The 19148-nt window shown below is 62.3% G+C and carries 15 protein-coding genes and 1 pseudogene; 7 read left to right on the top strand and 9 right to left on the bottom strand.

The genetic code is table 11. From position 1 onward, the window contains the following. The first annotated feature begins 181 nt into the window (after nt 1-181). Nucleotides 182-685, top strand: coding sequence for a peptidylprolyl isomerase (locus C5F70_RS05580; RefSeq protein ID WP_017848096.1), 504 nt, complete (start codon nt 182-184; stop codon nt 683-685). Beyond that, entirely contained in the window at nt 682-1431 is a 750-nt protein-coding gene (gene lpxH / locus C5F70_RS05575; RefSeq protein ID WP_057004440.1) for a UDP-2,3-diacylglucosamine diphosphatase, read from the top strand. Before C5F70_RS05580 ends, lpxH begins: the two co-directional genes overlap by 4 nt. Before the next feature lie 204 nt (nt 1432-1635). Here lpxH and C5F70_RS05570 read toward each other — a convergent pair whose 3' ends face one another. From C5F70_RS05570 to C5F70_RS05540, 7 genes are all read right to left on the bottom strand, one after another. Next, on the bottom strand, nt 1636-3165 hold the full coding sequence (locus C5F70_RS05570; RefSeq protein ID WP_104902868.1) for a DHA2 family efflux MFS transporter permease subunit: 1530 nt from the start codon (nt 3163-3165) through the stop codon (nt 1636-1638). Next, entirely contained in the window at nt 3165-4361 is a 1197-nt protein-coding gene (locus C5F70_RS05565) for an efflux RND transporter periplasmic adaptor subunit (protein ID WP_046484987.1), read from the bottom strand. The genes C5F70_RS05570 and C5F70_RS05565 overlap by 1 nt, the downstream gene beginning before the upstream one ends. A gap of 15 nt (nt 4362-4376) precedes the next feature. Continuing rightward, nucleotides 4377-5828, bottom strand: coding sequence for an efflux transporter outer membrane subunit (locus C5F70_RS05560; protein WP_046484984.1), 1452 nt, complete (start codon nt 5826-5828; stop codon nt 4377-4379). Further along, nucleotides 5825-6298: a MarR family winged helix-turn-helix transcriptional regulator gene (locus C5F70_RS05555; protein WP_017848101.1), complete on the bottom strand. Its 474-nt coding sequence runs from the start codon at nt 6296-6298 to the stop codon at nt 5825-5827. Before C5F70_RS05555 ends, C5F70_RS05560 begins: the two co-directional genes overlap by 4 nt. Nucleotides 6299-6440: 142 nt before the next feature. After that, nucleotides 6441-10112, bottom strand: coding sequence for a translocation/assembly module TamB domain-containing protein (locus tag C5F70_RS05550; RefSeq protein ID WP_104902867.1), 3672 nt, complete (start codon nt 10110-10112; stop codon nt 6441-6443). After that, the gene (locus C5F70_RS05545; RefSeq protein WP_017848103.1) at nt 10112-11839 is read right to left on the bottom strand and encodes an autotransporter assembly complex family protein; all 1728 of its coding nucleotides are present in this window, start codon (nt 11837-11839) and stop codon (nt 10112-10114) included. Before C5F70_RS05545 ends, C5F70_RS05550 begins: the two co-directional genes overlap by 1 nt. A gap of 63 nt (nt 11840-11902) precedes the next feature. Further along, nucleotides 11903-12553, bottom strand: coding sequence for an N-acetyltransferase (locus C5F70_RS05540; RefSeq protein ID WP_017848104.1), 651 nt, complete (start codon nt 12551-12553; stop codon nt 11903-11905). Nucleotides 12554-12721: 168 nt separating this feature from the next. On the opposite strand from C5F70_RS05540, the gene xthA reads away from it, so the two are divergent. Together xthA and C5F70_RS05530 are read left to right on the top strand one after the other, a co-directional pair. Beyond that, the gene (gene xthA, locus C5F70_RS05535) at nt 12722-13534 is read left to right on the top strand and encodes an exodeoxyribonuclease III (RefSeq protein ID WP_104902866.1); all 813 of its coding nucleotides are present in this window, start codon (nt 12722-12724) and stop codon (nt 13532-13534) included. 134 nt (nt 13535-13668) lie between these two features. Further along, complete coding sequence (locus tag C5F70_RS05530) at nt 13669-15000, top strand: substrate-binding domain-containing protein (RefSeq protein ID WP_104902865.1); 1332 nt, start codon at nt 13669-13671, stop codon at nt 14998-15000. A 129-nt stretch (nt 15001-15129) separates the two neighbouring features. Here the strand turns inward: C5F70_RS05530 and C5F70_RS05525 are convergent, their stop codons facing one another. Then, on the bottom strand, nt 15130-16359 hold the full coding sequence (locus tag C5F70_RS05525) for an acyl-CoA dehydrogenase (RefSeq protein ID WP_017848107.1): 1230 nt from the start codon (nt 16357-16359) through the stop codon (nt 15130-15132). Nucleotides 16360-16510: 151 nt separating this feature from the next. Between C5F70_RS05525 and C5F70_RS05520 the strand changes: the two genes are divergently transcribed. Continuing rightward, nucleotides 16511-17446, top strand: coding sequence for a LysR family transcriptional regulator (locus C5F70_RS05520; RefSeq protein ID WP_017848108.1), 936 nt, complete (start codon nt 16511-16513; stop codon nt 17444-17446). An 11-nt stretch (nt 17447-17457) separates the two neighbouring features. Here the strand turns inward: C5F70_RS05520 and C5F70_RS30960 are convergent. Continuing rightward, nucleotides 17458-17544: pseudogene (locus C5F70_RS30960) on the bottom strand (outer membrane lipoprotein carrier protein LolA); the annotation flags it as partial. Between the two features lie 87 nt (nt 17545-17631). Between C5F70_RS30960 and C5F70_RS05515 the strand changes: the two are divergent. Both C5F70_RS05515 and C5F70_RS05510 read left to right on the top strand, forming a co-directional pair. Beyond that, nucleotides 17632-18027, top strand: a complete 396-nt coding sequence (locus C5F70_RS05515; protein ID WP_017848109.1) for a MerR family DNA-binding transcriptional regulator — start codon at nt 17632-17634, stop codon at nt 18025-18027. Between the two features lie 16 nt (nt 18028-18043). Continuing rightward, nucleotides 18044-18943: a hydroxymethylglutaryl-CoA lyase gene (locus tag C5F70_RS05510; RefSeq protein WP_017848110.1), complete on the top strand. Its 900-nt coding sequence runs from the start codon at nt 18044-18046 to the stop codon at nt 18941-18943. Nucleotides 18944-19148: the final 205 nt, after the last annotated feature.

The following is a 19148-nucleotide window of genomic DNA, read 5'->3' as shown; positions in this document are numbered from 1 at the left end:
GAAGCGGTCAACCGCCTGACAGGGTGCGGCCAAAAACTGCTGCTTTAATTGCCCGGGCGGTAAAAAACCACCTCGAAATTCCCGCAGGGCACGCTAAACTGCGCGTCTTGGCCAACGTTTAGCCAAACAGGTCAGGCGCACAGCGCCCGAACCCACGAATTCCCTGAAAAGAGTAGTACACATGACTCAAGTCAAACTGACCACCAACCACGGTGACATCGTCATCGAGCTGAACGCCGAGAAAGCGCCGATCACCGTCGCCAACTTCATTGAATACGTGAAAGCCGGCCACTACGAAAACACCGTTTTCCACCGTGTCATCGGCAACTTCATGGTCCAGGGCGGCGGTTTCGAGCCTGGCATGAAAGAAAAGAAAGACAAGCGCCCAAGCATCCAGAACGAAGCGGACAACGGCCTTTCCAACGACAAATACACCGTCGCCATGGCCCGTACCATGGAGCCGCATTCGGCCTCCGCGCAGTTCTTCATCAACGTCGCCGACAACGCCTTCCTCAACCACAGCGGCAAGAACGTGCAGGGCTGGGGCTACGCGGTGTTCGGTAAAGTCACCGAAGGCACTGACGTCGTCGACAAGATCAAAGGCGTTGCCACCACCAGCAAAGCCGGCCACCAAGACGTGCCAGCAGACGACGTGATCATCGAGAAAGCCGAGATCATTGAGTGATATTGCTGATTTCAGACTTGCATCTGGAAGAGGAACGCCCGGACATTACCCGGGCGTTTCTGGATTTACTCCACGGCCGCGCCCGTGGCGCCCAGGCGTTGTACATCCTCGGGGACTTCTTTGAAGCCTGGGTTGGCGACGATGGGATCACCCCTTTCCAGCGCTCGATTTGCGCGGCCCTGCGCGAACTGAGCGACAGCGGCACCGCGATTTTCATCATGCACGGCAACCGCGACTTCCTGATCGGCAAGACGTTCTGCAAAGCCGCAGGCGCCAAGCTGCTCAAGGACCCGAGCGTCGTGCAACTCGCCGGCGAGCCCGTGCTGCTGATGCACGGCGACAGCCTCTGCACCCGCGACGTCGGCTATATGAAGCTGCGGCGCATCCTGCGCAACCCGATTGTGCTGTTTATCCTGCGTCACCTGCCCTTGCGCACCCGCCACAAACTGGCGCGCAAGCTGCGCAACGAAAGCCGGGCGCAGACGCGGATGAAGGCCAACGACATTGTCGACGTCACCCCCGAAGAAGTGCCGCGGGTGATGCAGCAGTTCGGTGTGCGTACCCTGGTCCACGGCCATACGCACCGCCCCGCCATTCATAAGTTGCAGATCGGCGATCAGGCGGCCAAGCGTATTGTGCTGGGGGATTGGGACAAGCAAGGCTGGGCATTGCAGGTGGATGAGCAAGGGTTTCAGTTGGCGGCGTTTGACTTCGTCAATCCGCAACTGGCACTGCCGGGCGCCTGATCAAATGTGGGAGGGGGCTTGCCCCCGATGGCAGTGGGTCAGCTTCAAATAGGTTGACTGATACACCGCTATCGGGGGCAAGCCCCCTCCCACATTTGATTGCATTTCAGCCCTGGTTGATTGCATTCCAGCCCTGGTTGATTGCATTCCAACCTTGGCTGATTGCATTTCAGCCCTGGTTGATTGCATTTCAGCCTTGGCCGATCAGTGCCCTGATGCAGCCGGGCCCGCCTTCGCGGTAAACGGCGGTTTGGCGAACCACACCAGCAGCATCAAACCCATGAACATCCACCCCAGCAACGTGAAGTAATCCACGGTGGACATCATGTATGCCTGGCTGGTGAGGATCTGGTCGAGTTGGGCGTAGGCCTTTTGCCCCGCGCCGCCCAACGCACTCAACGCATCGCGGGTCGCCGCGTCGTAGGTGGTCATGTTCTCGCTCATGTACGCATGGTGCTGGTCCGCGCGGCGAATCCAGATCCAGGTGGTCAGCGAGGCCGCGAAGCTGCCGCCCAGGGTCCGCAGGAACGTCGCCAGGCCGGCGCCGTCGGCGATCTGGTGCGGCGGCAGGTCGGACATCAGGATGCTCAAGGTCGGCATGAAGAACAGCGCCACGCCGATGCCCATGAACAGCTGCACCAGGGCGATGTGCTGGAAGTCCACCTCATTGGTGAAGCTGGCGCGCATGAAGCAGCTCAAGCCAATCGCCAGGAACGCCAGGCCCGCCAGGACGCGCAGGTCGAATCGGTGCGCGTACTTGCCGACAAACGGCGACATCAGCACCGGCAGAATACCGATCGGCGCCACGGCCAGCCCGGCCCAGGTCGCGGTGTAGCCCATCTGGGTTTGCAGCCACTGCGGCAGGATCAGGTTGATGCCGAAGAAGCCCGCGTAGCCGAGGACCAGCACGATGGTGCCGATGCGGAAGTTGCGGTAGGCAAACAGCCGCAGGTTGACCACCGGGTGTTTGTCGGTCATCTCCCAGATGATGAACACCGCCAGGGCAATCACCGAAATCGCCGCCCCCACGATGATGAAGTTGGATTCGAACCAGTCCAGGTCGTTGCCCTTGTCGAGGATGATCTGCAACGCGCCGACCCCGACGATCAAGCTCAACAACCCCACATAGTCCATCGGCTGGTAGCTGGTGACCACCGGGCGTTTCTTCAACTGCGAACGCACCACCATCACCGCAAAGATGCCGATGGGCACGTTGATGAAGAAGATCCACGGCCAGCTGTAGCTGTCGGTGATCCAGCCGCCGAGGATGGGGCCGGCGATCGGCGCCACCACCGTGACCATCGCCAGCAGTGCCAGGGCCATGCCGCGCCTCGCCGGCGGGTAGACCGCGATCAGCAACGTTTGGGTCATCGGGTACAACGGCCCCGCCACCAGGCCTTGCAACACCCGAAAGCCGATCAGCTCGGGCATCGACGTGGAAATACCGCAGAGAAACGAGGCCAGCACAAACAGCACGGTGGCCCAGAGAAACAGCTTCACCTCGCCGAAGCGCCGGCTCAACCAGCCGGTCAGCGGCAGGGCAATGGCGTTGCTCACCGCAAACGAGGTGATCACCCAGGTGCCCTGCTCCGAACTCACGCCAAGGTTGCCGGAAATGGTCGGCAACGCCACGTTGGCGATCGTGGTATCGAGCACCTGCATGAAGGTCGCCAGCGACAGGCCAATCGTGGCCATCGCCAAGCTGGGTGGCGAGAAGGACGCGTTATGGCTCATCAGCGTTGCACAGCCTTGGGCGCGGCGAGGCTGTTGTCATGAATCAACTGGGTGATCATGGCATCGGCTTCGGCCAACTGGCGGTCATACACGTTGGTGGTGAACGAGGCCTTTTGCGGCGCCTGTTGCGCCAGTACCGGGCCGCTCTGGTCATGCAGGTCGACGCTGACCACCGTGCTCAAGCCCACCCGCAGGGGGTGTTTGGCCAGTTCTTCGGCATTGACGTGGATGCGTACCGGCACCCGTTGCACGATCTTGATCCAGTTGCCGGTGGCGTTCTGCGCAGGCAGCAAGGCAAACGCGCTACCGGTGCCAGCGCCGAGGCTGTCGATGGTGCCGCTGAACTTCACATCGCTGCCGTAAATGTCCGCTTCGATGTCCACCGGTTGGCCGATACGCATATTGCGCAGTTGGGTTTCCTTGAAGTTGGCATCGATCCACAGCTGGTTCAGCGGGATCACCGCCATCAACGCCGTCCCCGGCTGCACGCGCTGGCCCAGTTGCACGGTGCGCTTGGCCACATAGCCAGTGACGGGGGCGATCAGGGTGCTGCGCGCATTGGCCAGGTACGCCTGGCGCAGTTGCGCGGCGGCGGCTTGCACGTCCGGATGGGACGAGATCACCGTGTCATCGACCAGGGCGTTGCTGCTTTTGAGCTGCTGCTCAAGGTTGGTCAGGGCATTCTTGGCCGCGGTCAGGCTGTCACGGGCGTGGGACAGTTCTTCCTGGGAAATCGCCCCGCCCTGGGCCAGGGTCTTACGCCGGTTGTAGTTGTCCTGGGCAGTTTGCACGTCGGCTTTCTGCGCATTGACCTGGGCTTTCATGCCGTCGACGTTGCTGTACAAACCCCGCACCTGGCGCACCGTGCGGGCCAGGTTGGCCTGCGCACTTTGCAGGCCGACCGCGGCGTCGTTAGGGTCGAAGTTGATCAGCACCTGGCCTTCGTGGACCAGGTCGCCATCGTCGGCGCCGATGCTGACCACGGTGCCGGTGACCAGCGGGGTGATTTCCACCACGTTGCCGTTCACGTAGGCGTCGTCGGTGCTTTCATTGAAGCGGCCGTAGAGTTCATACCAGCCCCACACGCCGACCACGCCGAGGATGACGATCAGCACCAGGCCGACCAGCATGACTTTGCGTTTGCGCGGGTTGTTATCGGGCGTTCCCGTTGCGTTGTTGCTTTCGGCAGTGGCCATGTCAGTTACCTCAAATTATTCCGTGCGTGTAGCTGGGGTGGTCGATGCCACATTTGCGGCGTCGTAGCCGCCACCCAGGGCTTGCATCAATTGGATCGACAGATCGATTTGCGCGGCGTTCAAGGTCGCCAGCTGACGCTGGGCCTGCAGCAATTGCTGCTCGATGCTGAGCACGTCCAGGTAGTTGCCGATCCCGGAGCTGTAACGCTGCATCGCGGTGTCGTAGGACTGCTGGGCAATGTCCGCGGCATGTTGCTGGGCCTGGATCTGCCGACCGGTTTCGCGCAGTTGTGAAAGGCTGTTGCCGATATCGCCGAGGGCTTGCACCAGGGTTTTGTTGTACTGGGCCACGGCCAGGTCATAGTCGGCATCGCGCGCATCGAGGTTGGCGCGCAGGCGGCCGCCATCGAAAATCGGCAGCGAAATCGTCGGCGCAATGTTGAAGAAGCGGCTGGCCGAACCGAACATCGCATCCCCCAGCAACGACTCGGCCCCGGCGCTCGCGCTCAGGTTGAGGTTGGGGTAGAAGCTGGCCTTGCCGGCGGCGATATTCTTGCTCGCCGCTTCCACCCGCCAACGTGCGGCGATCAGGTCCGGGCGCCGGCCCAGCAGTTCGGCGGGCAGCACCGAGGGCACGGCGACGGCGCTGGGCTTGAGCACCGCCGGGCGCGCCAGTTCGTTGCCGCGGTCCGGGCCTTTGCCGAGCAATACCGCCAGGGCGATTTTCGCGCTCTGCAGTTGTTTTTCCGCATCGATCAGTTGCGACTGGGAGCTGGCTTCCAGGCTTTCGGTCTGCTGGTACTGGTACCGGCTGTCGATGCCCGAGTTCAGACGGCGCTGGCTCAGGCTGAGCATTTGCCGGGTGCGCTTGAGGTCGTCATTGGCCAGGTCCCGCACGATGTGCGCCTGGCCCAGGTCGCTGTAGGCCTTGGCCACATCGGCCGCCAGGGTCAGGCGCGCGGCCTGCTGGTCGACTTCGGCGGCGCGGGCCTGGCCCAACGCGGCTTCCCAGGCAGCACGCTGGCCGCCCCAGAGGTCGAAGTTGTAGTTGAAGCTGGCGCCGATGTTTCGCACCGTCGAGTAGGCATCGCCCTGCCCCAGCGGGTCCTTGTCCCTGGCCAGGCGCGAACGGCTCACACCGGCGCTGGCGTCCAGGGTCGGCAGGCGTGCGGCGTTGGCGGCATAAGCGGCGGCTTCGGCCTGGTGGGCGCGGGCGCTGGCCACTTGCATGTCGGGACTGTTTTGCAGGGCTTCCTGGATCAAACCGTCGAGCTGCGGATCGCCGAGGCTTTTCCACCAGTCGGCGCTGGGCCAGGCGGCGCTCGACAGGGTCACGCCGGTCAACGACTTACCGGTCTGCAGGGTGTTCGCGTCGAGGCGTTGGCCCTGGGTGTCGAGGCCGCTGAAATTGGCGCAACCGGCCATGCTCATGGCCGCCAGCACCAGGCAAAGGGCACGTGTATTCATGCTTTACCTACCCGCTGCAGGGTGATCGGATCACCGGCAGCTATCAGCATTTTCTTGAGGAGCTTTTCCAGGGTTTGCAATTCATCCGGCTCCAGTGCGCCGGCCAACTGGTTCAACGCCTCGGCGCCGATGTACGGCAGCCTGTCCGCCAGGCGCTGGCCGTCGTCGGTCAACACCAGTTGCACTTGGCGACGGTCCAGCGCCGAACGCTTGCGATCAAGCAGGCCTTTTTGCTCCAGGCGATCGAGCATGCGGGTCATCGAACCGCTGTCCAGGGACAGGTGGCGACACAGCTCCGCCGGGGTGTCGACACCGAACTGCGCCATGATGATCAACACCTTGAACTGCGCGGCGGTGATGCCGTGCGGTTCCATATGGGTGTCGATGATTTTGTCTTTAAGGATCGCCGCACGGCCCAGCAACAGCCCGAGGCGGCAGTTGTGGAAGTTGTCCGGGGTGAAGTGTTTCATCGGAAGTCACCTTATTACTGCCTAGGCAGCGAATGTGTGACGAGATATTACTGCTTAGGCAGCTAATGTCAAATGAAATGATTAGCTTGCTTGGTATATGCGAGCACAGACACGCGCTCCCACTTTTTTACCGAGTCCGACGCTAGAAATCGCGCTTGTAGAAAATATCCAACGAACTGGCCACCCCACTGGCCACTTCCAGGTACACCTTCTTGCTCAACAGGTAACGCAAGGCAATGGTGCTGGCCGGCTCGAACACCCCGACCCCATAACGCAGGCTGAGCTTCTCCGAGATCTTGCCGCTGGCGACCACGGCGGTGTTGGTGCCGCTGCCTTGGGTGTCGAGCTCGAAATCCTGGATGCCGAGGTCCTTGGCAATGTCCGAGGTCACGCCGGCACTGCCCATCAAGCCCAGGCCCAGGGCGGCTTGGGCGAGCATATTGTTGTCTTCACCGGTGGTGCTCAGCGGGCGGCCGAGCACCAGGTAGGACAGTGCCTGCTCCTGGCTCATGGCCGGCTCGGAGAAGATCTGCGTAGTGGGCTGTTCGGCGCTGCCGCTCAGGCGGATACCGGCGACGACATCGCCGGTCTTGCGGATCGCTTCGATATCCAGATAAGGCTGGTCGAGCGGCCCGGCGAACAGCAAACGCGCACGGCGCACATCCAGCTTCTGGCCGTAGGCACGGTAGCGGCCGTCGTTGAGCCACAGCTCGCCGCGGGTGTCCAGGTTGTCGCCGATATGCACATGCCCCTGCACCTTGGCGGTGAGGCCGAAGCCCGAGAAGTTGAGCTGGTCTTCACCCACCGCCACGTCGATATCCATCGCCATTGCCATCGGCGGCTTGCCCTCTTCGGTCTGGCTGCCGACGATCACCGTGTCATCGGAGACCTTGACCGTCGACGGCGGCAGTTCGCGCACGGTGATGTCACCCCGCGGGATCTGCACCTTGCCGGCGATCGCGAGCTTGTCGTTCTTCAGGCTGATCTTCAGGTCGGGCGCAACTTCCAGCACCGCGTAAGGTTCGACGGTGACCGGCAGGTGCGCGCCTTGCAGGCTGAGGTCGACCGCCAGGGCGCGGCCCCAGTCGATGTGGCCCTTGAGGCTGCCCTGCCCGGCCTTGCCGCTGTGCCAGCGGCCATCGAGTTGCACGCTTTCGCCGGCAATCAGCGCCTGTACGTTCAAGCCTTCGAGGCTGATGGGCAGTTCCGCCCCGGAAATCTCGCCGCCCACCAGATTCATGCTGCCGTTGACCAGCGGCGCCAGCAGGCCACCGGAGATGCGGCCATTGCCGTTGAGCTTGCCGTTGAGTTTTTCCACCATCGGCACAAACGGCCGCGCCACGGTGAGGTCCAGACCGGTGAGGCTGAAAGTACCGGTGATCGGCTTGTTTTTCGCCAGCGGGTTGATCTGTGCCTGCAACCGCAACTCACCGAGCTTGCCGCCCTGGAAGTTGAGCTGGGTGTCGATGCGCTTGGGGTTGAGAGTGGCGTCCAATTGCAGCGTGTCGTAGGGGAAATCCAGCCACTGGTGCTTGTCCTTGACGCGCAACGTGCCGCCACTGGCATCCACTGCGATCACGCCTTTGGGGCCGCTGGCCGGCAGGTCGAGCTGTACGTCGGCGTTGAGCGTGCCCTGCCAGGCGAAGTCCTTGGGCAACCAGGCCGCCAGGCTATCGATGGGGAATTGCTTGAGGTGGTAACGCAGCTTCGGTTCAGGCATCAGGCGCTGATCTTCAGCACACAGGCTGGCCGGGCCCGCGACCCAGCAGTGGGCGGCGAAGGTCAGCCTGCCATCGGCCAGGCGCTCGATTTTCGCCGGGGCCTGCAGCTTCCAGTCCTGGCCGCCGGCCTGCACGTCACCGCTGGCCAGGCGTCCGCGCCAGTTGCCTTGGTCGAGGTTGCCATCCAGGGCCAGGGCCAGCTTGACCAGTGGGCCGGCCAGATCCAACTGGACCTTCTGTTGCCTGACATCGCCCTGGGCGCTGGCTGTCAGGGTGCCGACTTGGGTGTCGCCGCTTTGGATGCCGCTGCCCTTGAGGTCGATCTTTGCGCGCTGGGCGTTATCGAGCGTGGCGTCGAGGCTCAGGCTTTGCAGGCGATTGTCGGCAAACGCCAGTTGCTGGCCCTTGAGGTCGAGTTTGCCTTGAGGCGCTTTGAGGCTACCGGCCACATCGAGTCGGCCATTGACCTGCCCGCGTAACTGCGGCCACAGCTGGGCCAGCCGCGTCAGTTTGATATCGATCTGCCCGGCCAGGCGTTGTTGCAGGCTGCCGCTGCCGTTGATGCGGTTGTCGCCCAGGCGGATATCCAGGTTGGCCAGGGTCCATTGCTCACCCGCGCCTTCGGCCTTGGCGGCCAATACGGCGGGCTGCCCGCGCAGACGGCCCTTGAGGCCGAGGTCGGCGCTCAGTTTGAGCTGCTGGTTCTTGAACTCGCCTTTGCTGCGCAGCGGTCCGGCCAGCGTGCCCGGCAACTCCGCGACCCAGTACGCCGGGTTCAGCGCCGACAGGTCGAGCGCCGTGTCCCAGGCGATGCCATCGGCGAACTGCAGGTTGAGGTGGCCTTCGGCCTTGCCTTGGCCAGCGGTCAGTTTCAGCTCGGGCAGGAACACTTGTTTGAGGTCGCCGCTGAACGGCGTGACCACATTGAATTTGCCTGCGGGACCATCGAGGTCGGCCTTGAGGTTGCCGAGGTAGTTGCCGTCTTTATAGGAAATTTCACCATTGAAGGTGCGCAAGGTGACTTGCGGCTCGTCAATCAAGGGGTAGAGGCGATGCCAGGGAAAGTCCAGCCAATCGATTTTCGCATCGGCGCTGAAGCCCTGCTGCCAGTCCAGCTGTGCCGTGAGTTTCAGGCTTTGCTTGTCACCGGCGCTCAGATCCAGGCCGGCGATCTGCGCGCCCTTGGCATCGACCTTACCTTGCAGCAGTAAGTCCACCGGGCCCTTTTCCGCGGGCAGTACGGCTTTGCCGAGCAATTGGTAACCGCTGTCCAGGTCGCCTTTGGCGGTGAGGTCAAGTTGATTGAGTTGCAGGGTGTCAGGCAAATCGGCGCTGGGTTTGAAGGCGTCGGCGGTGATGTGCAGCTGTGCCGGCAGGTTTTCCACCAGCGGCTGCAACTCGCCGCTGAGCTTGGCCGGCAGGTAGCCGCTGCTGTCGGCGTCGAGCTTGAGGGTCTTGAGCAGGTCGCCATCGGCCCTGAACGCCACCGTCCACGGCGCGCCGCCGGGGGCGTAAGGCAGGCTCAGGTTGCCGCTGGCGGTCAACGGCCAGTCGCCGCTGGGTTGGAGTAGCCCGGACAGGTCCAGCACCAGATCATCGCGTTGCAGATGCACGGAATCGATCTGCAGGCCCGCGGCGGTCCAATGCGCCGCCAGTTGCATACCCTTGAGTTCCTCGCTGCCGTTAAACAGCAGGCTGCCGACGCGAACGTCGCCCAACTGGAGCGCAACCGGCAACTTCAGCGCCGGCAGCTGGATCGGCCCGCTGCTCGGCTCCGTGCTCGGCGCAAATTGCAGGCTGACTTGATCCACCGCCAACCGGTCAATGCACAGCGTCAGGCGCAGCAGGCAGGCCGGCGACCAGTCGAACGTCGGCGCGTTGAGCTCGACACGGTCACTGCCCTGCTGCCACAGCAGATGCTCGGCACTCCATTGGCCGCCCAAACGGCCCTGAAAATTGTCCACGCTCAAGCCCGGCACCTGGCCCAACGCCCAACGGCTGCCCGCCTGGGTTCCGAGTACGGTCCACAGCGCCAGCAACACCACGGCCAGGAGGGCAACGGCAGCCAGCCCGGCTATTTTCAAACCACGCATCACAGCTCAGGCCCCATGGAAAAGTGCAAACGGATACCGCCCGGGTCTTCCAGGGCATGGGCCAGGTCAAGGCGAATCGGCCCGACGGGCGACACCCAGCGCAGGCCGACGCCCACGCCGGTTTTCAGGCTTGGCATTTCCAGGGTGTTGAAGGAGTTGCCCTGGTCGATAAAGGTCGCGATCCGCCATTTTTCGGCGATGGAATATTGATACTCGGCGCTCAAGGCCACCATGTAACGGCCACCGATGCGGTCGCCACGGTCGTTCTCCGGCGACAGGGTCTGGTACTCGTAACCACGCACGCTCTGGTCGCCACCGGCAAAGAAACGCAGCGACGGCGGCACCGACTTGTAGCCGTTGGTGGCGCTGCCGCCGATCTGCGCCCGCGCGAGGAAGCGGTGCTTGTCCCACACGGTGGTCAGGCCTTTGACCATGGCCGTGCCGTAAAGCAGGTTGGTGTCGGAGCCGAAGCCTTCCTTGGCCAGCTTGGTGTCGAATTGCAGGCGATAGCCGTGGTGGGGATCGATGCGGTTGTCGCTGCGCAAATAGGAATAGCTGAGCCCCGGCATCAACAGGTTGCTCAGGCCCGAGTCATCGCCCAGGCGATACTCTTCACGCTGCCACTTGAGGGAGACCACCCGGGTCCAGCCGCTGGGCAACTTGCTGTGCCATTCCGGGCCGAGGGTGAGCAATTTACTCAGGGTGTCGGTGTTGGCCAGCTCTTCATTCTGGTAGCCGCCGGCAAAACGCAGTTTGTCGGTAAGCGGTGGGTCGAGCGGGATGTCGTACCACAGGCCGACGTTCTGCCGTGGCGCCGACAATTCGGCTTCCCAGCCGTAACTGTGGCCCTGCGGATTGACCCAGTGGCGCGTCCAGTTGGCTTTGCCGCGCGGGCCGACGTCGGTGGAAAAGCCGAGGCCCAGGCCCATGGTGCGTGGCTTGCGGGTTTCCAGTTGCACCGCGACCGGGATCACATCGTTGGCCGACGCAGCTGGCGCGGCGTCCACCCGCACGCCCTCGAAAAAGCCGCTGGCTTGCAGGTTCTGGTTCAACTCGGCAATCAGTTCGGAATCGTAGGGCGCGCCGTTTTTGAACGGCACCATGCGTTGCAACAGTTCTTCATCGAACGGCGTATCGCCGGCAAAATTGACCTTGCCCAAGGTGTAGCGCGGGCCGCTGTCATACACCAGTTCGATATCGGCGACGCCCGCCTTGGGGTCGACCGACAGGGTCTGGCGGGTAAAGCGCCCATTGAAAAAGCCGTAGCGCGAGGCCTGGTTCTGGATCAGACGCTTGGCGTCTTCATAATGGCCGTGGTTGAGCACGGCACCGGATTCAAGGTCGCGGCTGGCAGGCACACGAAAGGCTTTGAGGGCGGCGGCCGGGCCGTCGACCCGAATGGTCACGTCGCGCAAATGCACCGGTTCGCCGGGCTCGATGGTCAGGGTCAGGCGCGGGTTCTTGCCGCCCTGCACATCACTGCTGATCTGCGGCTGATAGAAGCCCAAGGCCTGGGCCGCTTTGCGCGCCTGTTCTTCGGCGCCACGGCTGAAGCGCAGCAACGCTTCTTCATCGCGATCGCCTACCCCGCCGATGTAGCCTTCGATGTTGGCTTTCAACGCGTCGTTTGAGGGTTTGACTCGCACGTCCAGTTCGCTTTGCGCCAAAGCGCCGCAGCTTGTGAACAGCAGAATCAAGCCGCTGGTGAATCTTCCTGGAAACTTCATAGGCGCGGATGCTACACGAGCTGAGGAGACTCTTTGAACTCGGATTTATCTGAAAATCCTGACTCAAGTCGTTACAGCCTGTAACGGCTGTGGATTGGCATGAAAAAACACATGCTCCAGGATCGGTCCTACAGCAACTTCGCCGATTTCCTCATAACCCTGACGCTTGTAGAACTCCAGGTAACGTGAGTTGCCGGTATCGAGCACCACACCGGACGAATGCGGGTCCTCGGCGCACCAGTTGTGTACCGCGCCGAGCAGTTGCTCACCGAAGTGCTTGCCCTGGAATTGCGGGTGAATACCCAGCAACGGCAACACATGCACCGAATCGCTGGGCAGGCACGCCAGCACCGCCTGGTGATAATCCAGGTAACGCCGCGTCCCCCGCACACCGGTGCTCAACCACATGCGCAATTGCCACGCCCAGCTCTCGGTGATGCCCAGGCGCCGCTGGGGTGGCGCGATCAACGCAACGCCGATCAGTCGATCGTCAACAAACAGGCCGATGGCGGGAAGCTTCTGGAAGAAATGCTGTTTGACCAACTCGCGCACGGTGGCACGGACCCGCTGCTCATACCCCGGCCGCTCAGCTTCGAAGATGTAGGCGAACGTCGGCTCATGGCGATAAGCCTGGTACAGCAGGGAGCGCGCTTCGCTGGAATAGTCGCTATTGAGCAGGCGGATTTCGGCAATCGCAGTTGAAGTGTCAGACATACAGTGAATCTCCCTGGGCGCCATTCAAAAGACGGCGTTCTTATGGGTACGAACTTACGCAGCGCGAGTCGTTCCCAGACATTAGCAGCGCATCCGTCCTACCGCCACGCTGGCCCCCGTCCGACTTGTCGGCTAGCATCGCCCTTTTGCCAGACTGGACAGCCGACCATGAAAATCGTCTCTTTCAATATCAACGGGCTACGGGCTCGCCCGCATCAGTTGGCGGCGCTGATTGAAAAGCATCAACCCGATGTGATCGGCCTGCAGGAAACCAAGGTCCACGACGACCAGTTCCCGCTGGCCGAAGTGCAGGCCCTGGGGTATCACGTGTACTACCACGGCCAGAAAGGCCATTACGGCGTGGCTCTGCTCTCGCGCAAAGAAGCGTTGAGCGTACACAAAGGCTTTGCCAGCGATGAAGAAGACGCCCAGCGCCGCTTTATCTGGGGCACCTTCGCCGATGCGCAAGGCAACCCGATCACCATCATGAACGGCTATTTCCCCCAAGGCGAAAGCCGCGACCACCCCACCAAGTTCCCGGCCAAGCAGCGCTTCTACGCAGACCTGCAACAGTTGCTGGAAAGCCAGTTCAGCAACGACCAGGCGCTGGTGGTGATGGGCGATGTGAATATTTCCCCGGAAGACTGCGACATCGGCATTGGCCCCGACAATGCCAAGCGCTGGCTGAAAACCGGCAAGTGCAGCTTCCTGCCGGAAGAGCGCGAGTGGATGGCCCGCCTGAAGAACTGGGGCCTGGTGGACAGCTTCCGCCACCTCAACCCCGACGTGACCGACCGCTTCAGCTGGTTCGACTACCGCAGTCGTGGGTTTGAAGATGAACCCAAGCGTGGCCTGCGTATCGATGTGATCCTGGCGTCCAACGGCTTGCTGCCCAGGGTCAAGGATGCTGGGGTGGACTACGAACTGCGCGGCCTGGAAAAACCCTCGGACCATGCACCGATCTGGCTGGAATTGAGCTGACTTCAAGGACGGCGCGCTTAAACAATGTGGGAGCAAGCCCGCTCTCACATTTTTACGGTTGAGTGACAGTCATATTACTGAAACCCAACTGACTTAATCTCGCGGCACTCCCTTTGCCTTGAGACGGTGCCGGCATGACCCTGCGCGTTCTGTTACTGCTGACCCTTTTTCCCCTGAGTGCCGTTAGCGCGCCGCTGCCCGTCCCCGATCAGGGCCCCGCCTTGCGCATCCAGGGCTCCAACACGATCGGCGCGGCACTTGGCCCGGCGCTGGTCAAGGGGTTGATGGAGCAGCAGGGCCTGCAAGGGGTCCACGCAGAACCCGCCGAAGGCGCCAATGAACAGCGCGTGATCGGCAAGACCCGCCAGGGCAAGACGCTGACCATCGAGGTCGACGCCCATGGTTCCAGCACCGGTTTTGCCGCGCTGCACAAAGCCAGCGCCGACCTCGCCGCCTCCTCCCGCCCGATCAAAGACAGCGAACTGGTGGACCTCGAACCCCTGGGCGACCTGAAAAGCCCCGAGGCCGAACAGGTGATCGCCATCGACGGCCTGGCCATCATCCTCAACCCGCGCAACCCGCTGAATACGCTGAATACCGAGCAACTGGCGCAAATCTTCAACGGTGAGATCAGCACCTGGGAAGCACTCGGCGGCATCGGCGGGGCGATTCATTTATATGCGCGGGATGATCGGTCGGGCACCTATGACACCTTCAAGGACCTGGTCCTGAGCCGTCGTGGCAAGCCCCTCGCCGCGTCGGCCAAGCGGTTCGAGGCCAGCGAGCAACTGTCGGACGCGGTGAGCCAGGACCCGCAAGGCATCGGTTTCATCGGCCTGCCCTATGTGCGCCAGGCCAAAGCGGTGGCGATCGTCGACGGTGACTCGCAACCGATGCTGCCGCTGAACAGCCTGATTGCCACCGAGGACTACCCGCTGTCGCGCCGCCTGTTCTTTTACCTACCGCCGACCTCGCACAATCCGTGGGCCAAGGCGCTGGTGGACTTCACCCAGAGCAGCAAGGGCCAGGCGATCGTGGCGGCCAACGGGTTTATCGCGCAGCGGGTCCAGGCGATAAGCGTGGAGCCGCGCCCGTCCATGCCCGAGGACTATCAGGCAATTGCCCGCGAGGCCCAGCGCCTGACGGTGAATTTCCGCTTCGAAGAAGGCAGCGCGAGCCTGGACAACAAGGCGCGCCAGGATGTGCAGCGCGTGGTGGCGTATATAAAAGGCCACGGCAAGCTCGACAAGCAGGTGACGCTGGTAGGGTTTGGCGATATCAAGAATGACCCACAACGCGCGGCGCTGTTGTCCAAACTGCGGGCGATGGCGGTGCGTCGGGAATTGGTCAAGAGCGGCGTAGTGCTCCGCGATATCCGCGGGTTTGGCGCACAGATGCCGGTGGCGGCGAATACCGCGGATGAGGGCCGGATCAAGAATCGGCGGGTGGAGGTTTGGGTGTACTGAGGTTTGTGTTTTGTGTTGTTCGCACGGGCCTCGTCGCGGGCAAGCCCCCTCCCACACTAGACCGCGTTCTCATGCACAACTCGGTCAACTGTGGGAGGGGGCTTGCCCGCGACGGCAGGCGACGCGGTGTTACTGCCCGCCGCGCATCAACTCTTTAGGCACATACTTGCCGATCTCGAACTTGCCGATCGCCGCACGGTGGACTTCGTCCGGGCCGTCGGCCAGGCGCAGGGTGCGTTGCATGGCGTACATGTAGGCCAACGGGAAGTCGTTGGAGACGCCGGCGCCGCCATGGATCTGGATCGCCCGGTCGATCACCTTCAACGCCACGTTCGGCGCCACCACCTTGATCTGGGCGATTTCGCTTTTCGCCACTTTGTTACCCACGGTGTCCATCATGTAGGCGGCTTTCAGGGTCAGCAGGCGTGCCATGTCGATTTCCATGCGCGAGTCGGCGATCTTGTCGATATTGCCGCCCAGGCGCGCCAACGGTTTGCCGAACGCGGTGCGGCTGATGGCGCGTTTGCACATCAGTTCCAGCGCGCGCTCGGCCATGCCGATGGAGCGCATGCAGTGGTGAATGCGGCCCGGGCCAAGACGCCCCTGGGCAATTTCAAAGCCGCGGCCTTCACCCAGCAGGACGTTTTCATACGGCACGCGCACGTTGTCGAACAGCACTTCGGCGTGGCCGTGGGGCGCATCGTCGTAACCGAACACCGGCAGCGGGCGCACGATTTTCACGCCAGGGGCGTCCACCGGCACCAGGATCATCGAGTGCTGCTGGTGGCGCGGCGCATCGGGATTGCTCAGGCCCATGAAGATCAGGATCTTGCAACGCGGGTCGCAGGCGCCGGAGGTCCACCATTTTTTGCCGTTGATCACCCACTCATCGCCCTGGCGCTCGGCGCGGGCGGCCATGTTGGTCGCGTCCGAGGAGGCCACGTCGGGCTCGGTCATGGCGAAAGCCGAACGGATCTCGCCGCGCAACAGCGGTTCGAGCCAGCGCTGTTTCTGTTCGGCGTTGGCGTAGCGCACCAGCACCTCCATGTTGCCGGTGTCCGGGGCGGAGCAATTGAACGGCTCCGGGCCCAGCAGCGAACGGCCCATGATTTCCGCCAGCGGCGCGTATTCAAGGTTGGTCAGGCCAGCGCCCAGTTCGGATTCGGGCAGGAACAGGTTCCACAGGCCTTCGGCTTTCGCCTTGGCTTTGAGCTCCTCCATGATCGCGGTGGGCTGCCAGCGGTCGCCTTCGCTGACCTGGCGTTCGAACACCGGTTCGGCCGGGTAAACGTAAGCGTCCATGAACGCAGTGACGCGTTCACGCAGTTCCTGAACCTTGGGCGAATAGGCGAAATCCATGAGCAGCTCCCTTCTTTGAGAGGTTGTTTAGGTCATGCAATCGATGCTAGAACAGCGTTGATAATTTACCTAGCCTATTCTCGGCGTGTATTAACATTCATCACCGATATATGATCGGGGCATGGCCACCTAACAATAAGAGCGCAACGAAATGAATCTGAGCAAGGTCGACCTCAACCTGTTTATCGTCTTTGACGCGATCTACACCGAAGCCAACCTGACCCGTGCCGGGCAGATTGTCGGCATCACCCAACCGGCGGTGTCCAACGCTCTGGCACGCCTGCGCGAGACCTTCAACGACCCGCTGTTCGTGCGGACCGCCCAAGGCATGGTGCCCACGCCGATGGCGCAGAACATCATCGGCCCGGTGCGTAACGCACTGTCATTGCTGCGCGTGTCGGTGCAGGAAAGCCGGATTTTCAACCCGCAACAGGCGGCCAAGACCTACCGCATCAGCATGACCGACTTGACCGAAGCGGTGATCCTGCCACTGCTGTTCCAGCGCTTGCGTCGCCTGGCGCCGACGGTGGTGATCGAGAGTTTCCTGTCCAAACGCCGCGAGACCACCAAGGAGCTGGCCGCCGGGCGCCTGGATTTTGCCGTCGACGCACCGCTCAACACCGACCCGCAGGTGCGCCACGTCAAGCTGATGGAAGACCGCTACGTGTGCGCCATGCGCAAGGGCCATCCGATGGCGGGCAAGGACAAGTTCACCCTGGACGATTACCTGTCGCTGACCCATATCCATATCTCCAGCCGCCGCAACGGCCTGGGCCATGTCGACCTGGCCCTGGGCAAGATGGGCATCCAGCGCAAGATCGCCCTGCGCTCCCAGCACTACCTGATGGCCTCGCAAGTGTTGCAGCAGACCGACATGGTGATGACCGTGCCCGAGCGCTTCGCCCGCCGCCATGAACTGCACTGGTTCAACCTGCCGGTCAACGATGTGCCGCCGGTGGAAACCCACCTGTACTGGCACGAGAGCACCGACCAGGACCCGGCCAACCGCTGGATGCGCGAGCAAATGATCGAGTTGTGCCAGCAGGTCACGGCGCACGAGAAGAAACTCGACAAGCTGCAAGCCTGAACCTGTCGCCGTGTAGGAGCGAGCTTGCTCGCGAAAAACCCGAGGGCGCCTTTGGGTATCAGGGCTACCGCGTTAGCGTTGACGTTTTTCGCGAGCAAGCTCGCTCCTACAGGGATTGACGATCGACCTTGACGTTTACGTCAACCTGACATTAGCTTAGCGCCAAGACTTTCTTGAGCGCCTTCATGAGCACGACCTACAGCATTTCCGACCTCGCCCGCGAGCTCGACATCACCACCCGCGCCATTCGCTTCTATGAGGAACAAGGCCTGCTGGCCCCGGAACGCCGGGGCCAGGAACGCATCTACTCGGCGCGGGACAAGGTCAGCCTCAAGCTGATCCTGCGCGGCAAGCGCATCGGTTTTTCCCTGGCCGAATGCCGTGAACTGATCGAACTCTACGACCCCACCAGCGGCAACCATGTCCAACTCAACAGCATGCTGGTGAAAATCGCCGAGCGTCGCGAACAGTTGGAACAGCAGTTACTGGACATCGAACAAATGAAGCTGGAACTGGACACCGCCGAAGAGCGCTGCACCCAGGCCCTGGCCGAAACCATCCAAGGCCAGGCTGGCCATTGATCATAAGGTAGTTGCCATGTCCCTCCCCTCCCACGTGCGCCTGGTCGAAGTCGGCCCGCGCGACGGTTTGCAGAACGAAGCCCAACCCATCAGCGTGGCCGACAAGGTGCAGTTGGTGGATGCCCTCAGCGCCGCGGGCCTGAGCTACATCGAAGTCGGCAGTTTTGTTTCGCCCAAATGGGTGCCGCAGATGGCCGGTTCCGCCGAAGTCTTTGCGCAGATCCAGCGCAAGCCCGGCGTGACCTACGGCGCGCTGGCGCCGAACCTGCGCGGCTTTGAAGATGCGCTGGCCGCCGGGGTCAAGGAGGTCGCGGTGTTTGCTGCGGCGTCCGAGGCGTTTTCGCAGCGCAACATCAACTGCTCGATCAGCGAAAGCCTGGAGCGATTCGTGCCGATCATGGCGGCCGCCAAACAGCAGGGTGTCAGTGTGCGCGGCTATGTGTCCTGCGTGCTGGGTTGCCCTTACGAAGGCGCGGTCGCCCCGGAACAAGTGGCGGCGGTGGCCCGCGAGCTGTATGCCATGGGCTGCTATGAAGTGTCCCTGGGCGACACCATCGGCACCGGCACCGCGGGAGCCACGCGCCGGCTGTTCGAGGTGGTGGGCGCGCACGTGCCACGGGACAAGTTGGCGGGGCACTTCCATGACACCTATGGGCAGGCCGTCGCCAACGTCTACGCCAGCCTGCTGGAAGGGATCAACGTGTTCGACAGCTCTATCGCCGGCCTCGGCGGTTGCCCATACGCCAAGGGCGCCAGCGGTAACGTCGCCACCGAAGATGTGGTGTACCTGCTCAACGGCCTCGGGATCGAGACCGGCATCGACCTGGAGCGATTGATTCTCGCGGGCCGGCAGATCAGCGACGTACTCGGCCGGCCCAGCGGCTCGCGCGTTGCCAGGGCGCGTAACGCCAGTTGAGTAGCTTAGCCGTGACAATGTGTTACCGCAGGCCGGCCGGACGAGTAACACGGGAACATATTTTCCCGTGTTTACCGTAGGACATTTCTTACAAAAAACTCAACTCATTGATTTTAAACGATTTTTAAAAGTTGGCACGGCTTCTGCTATCTCTATGGCATAACAAGAATAAAAAGCGCCAAACCTAATAAAAATAAGACGAAAC

The sequence above is a fragment of the Pseudomonas sp. LH1G9 genome (genome assembly GCF_002949975.1).
GTDB classification, from domain to species: domain Bacteria; phylum Pseudomonadota; class Gammaproteobacteria; order Pseudomonadales; family Pseudomonadaceae; genus Aquipseudomonas; species Aquipseudomonas veronii.
This window is presented reverse-complemented; position numbering and strand designations above follow the sequence as displayed.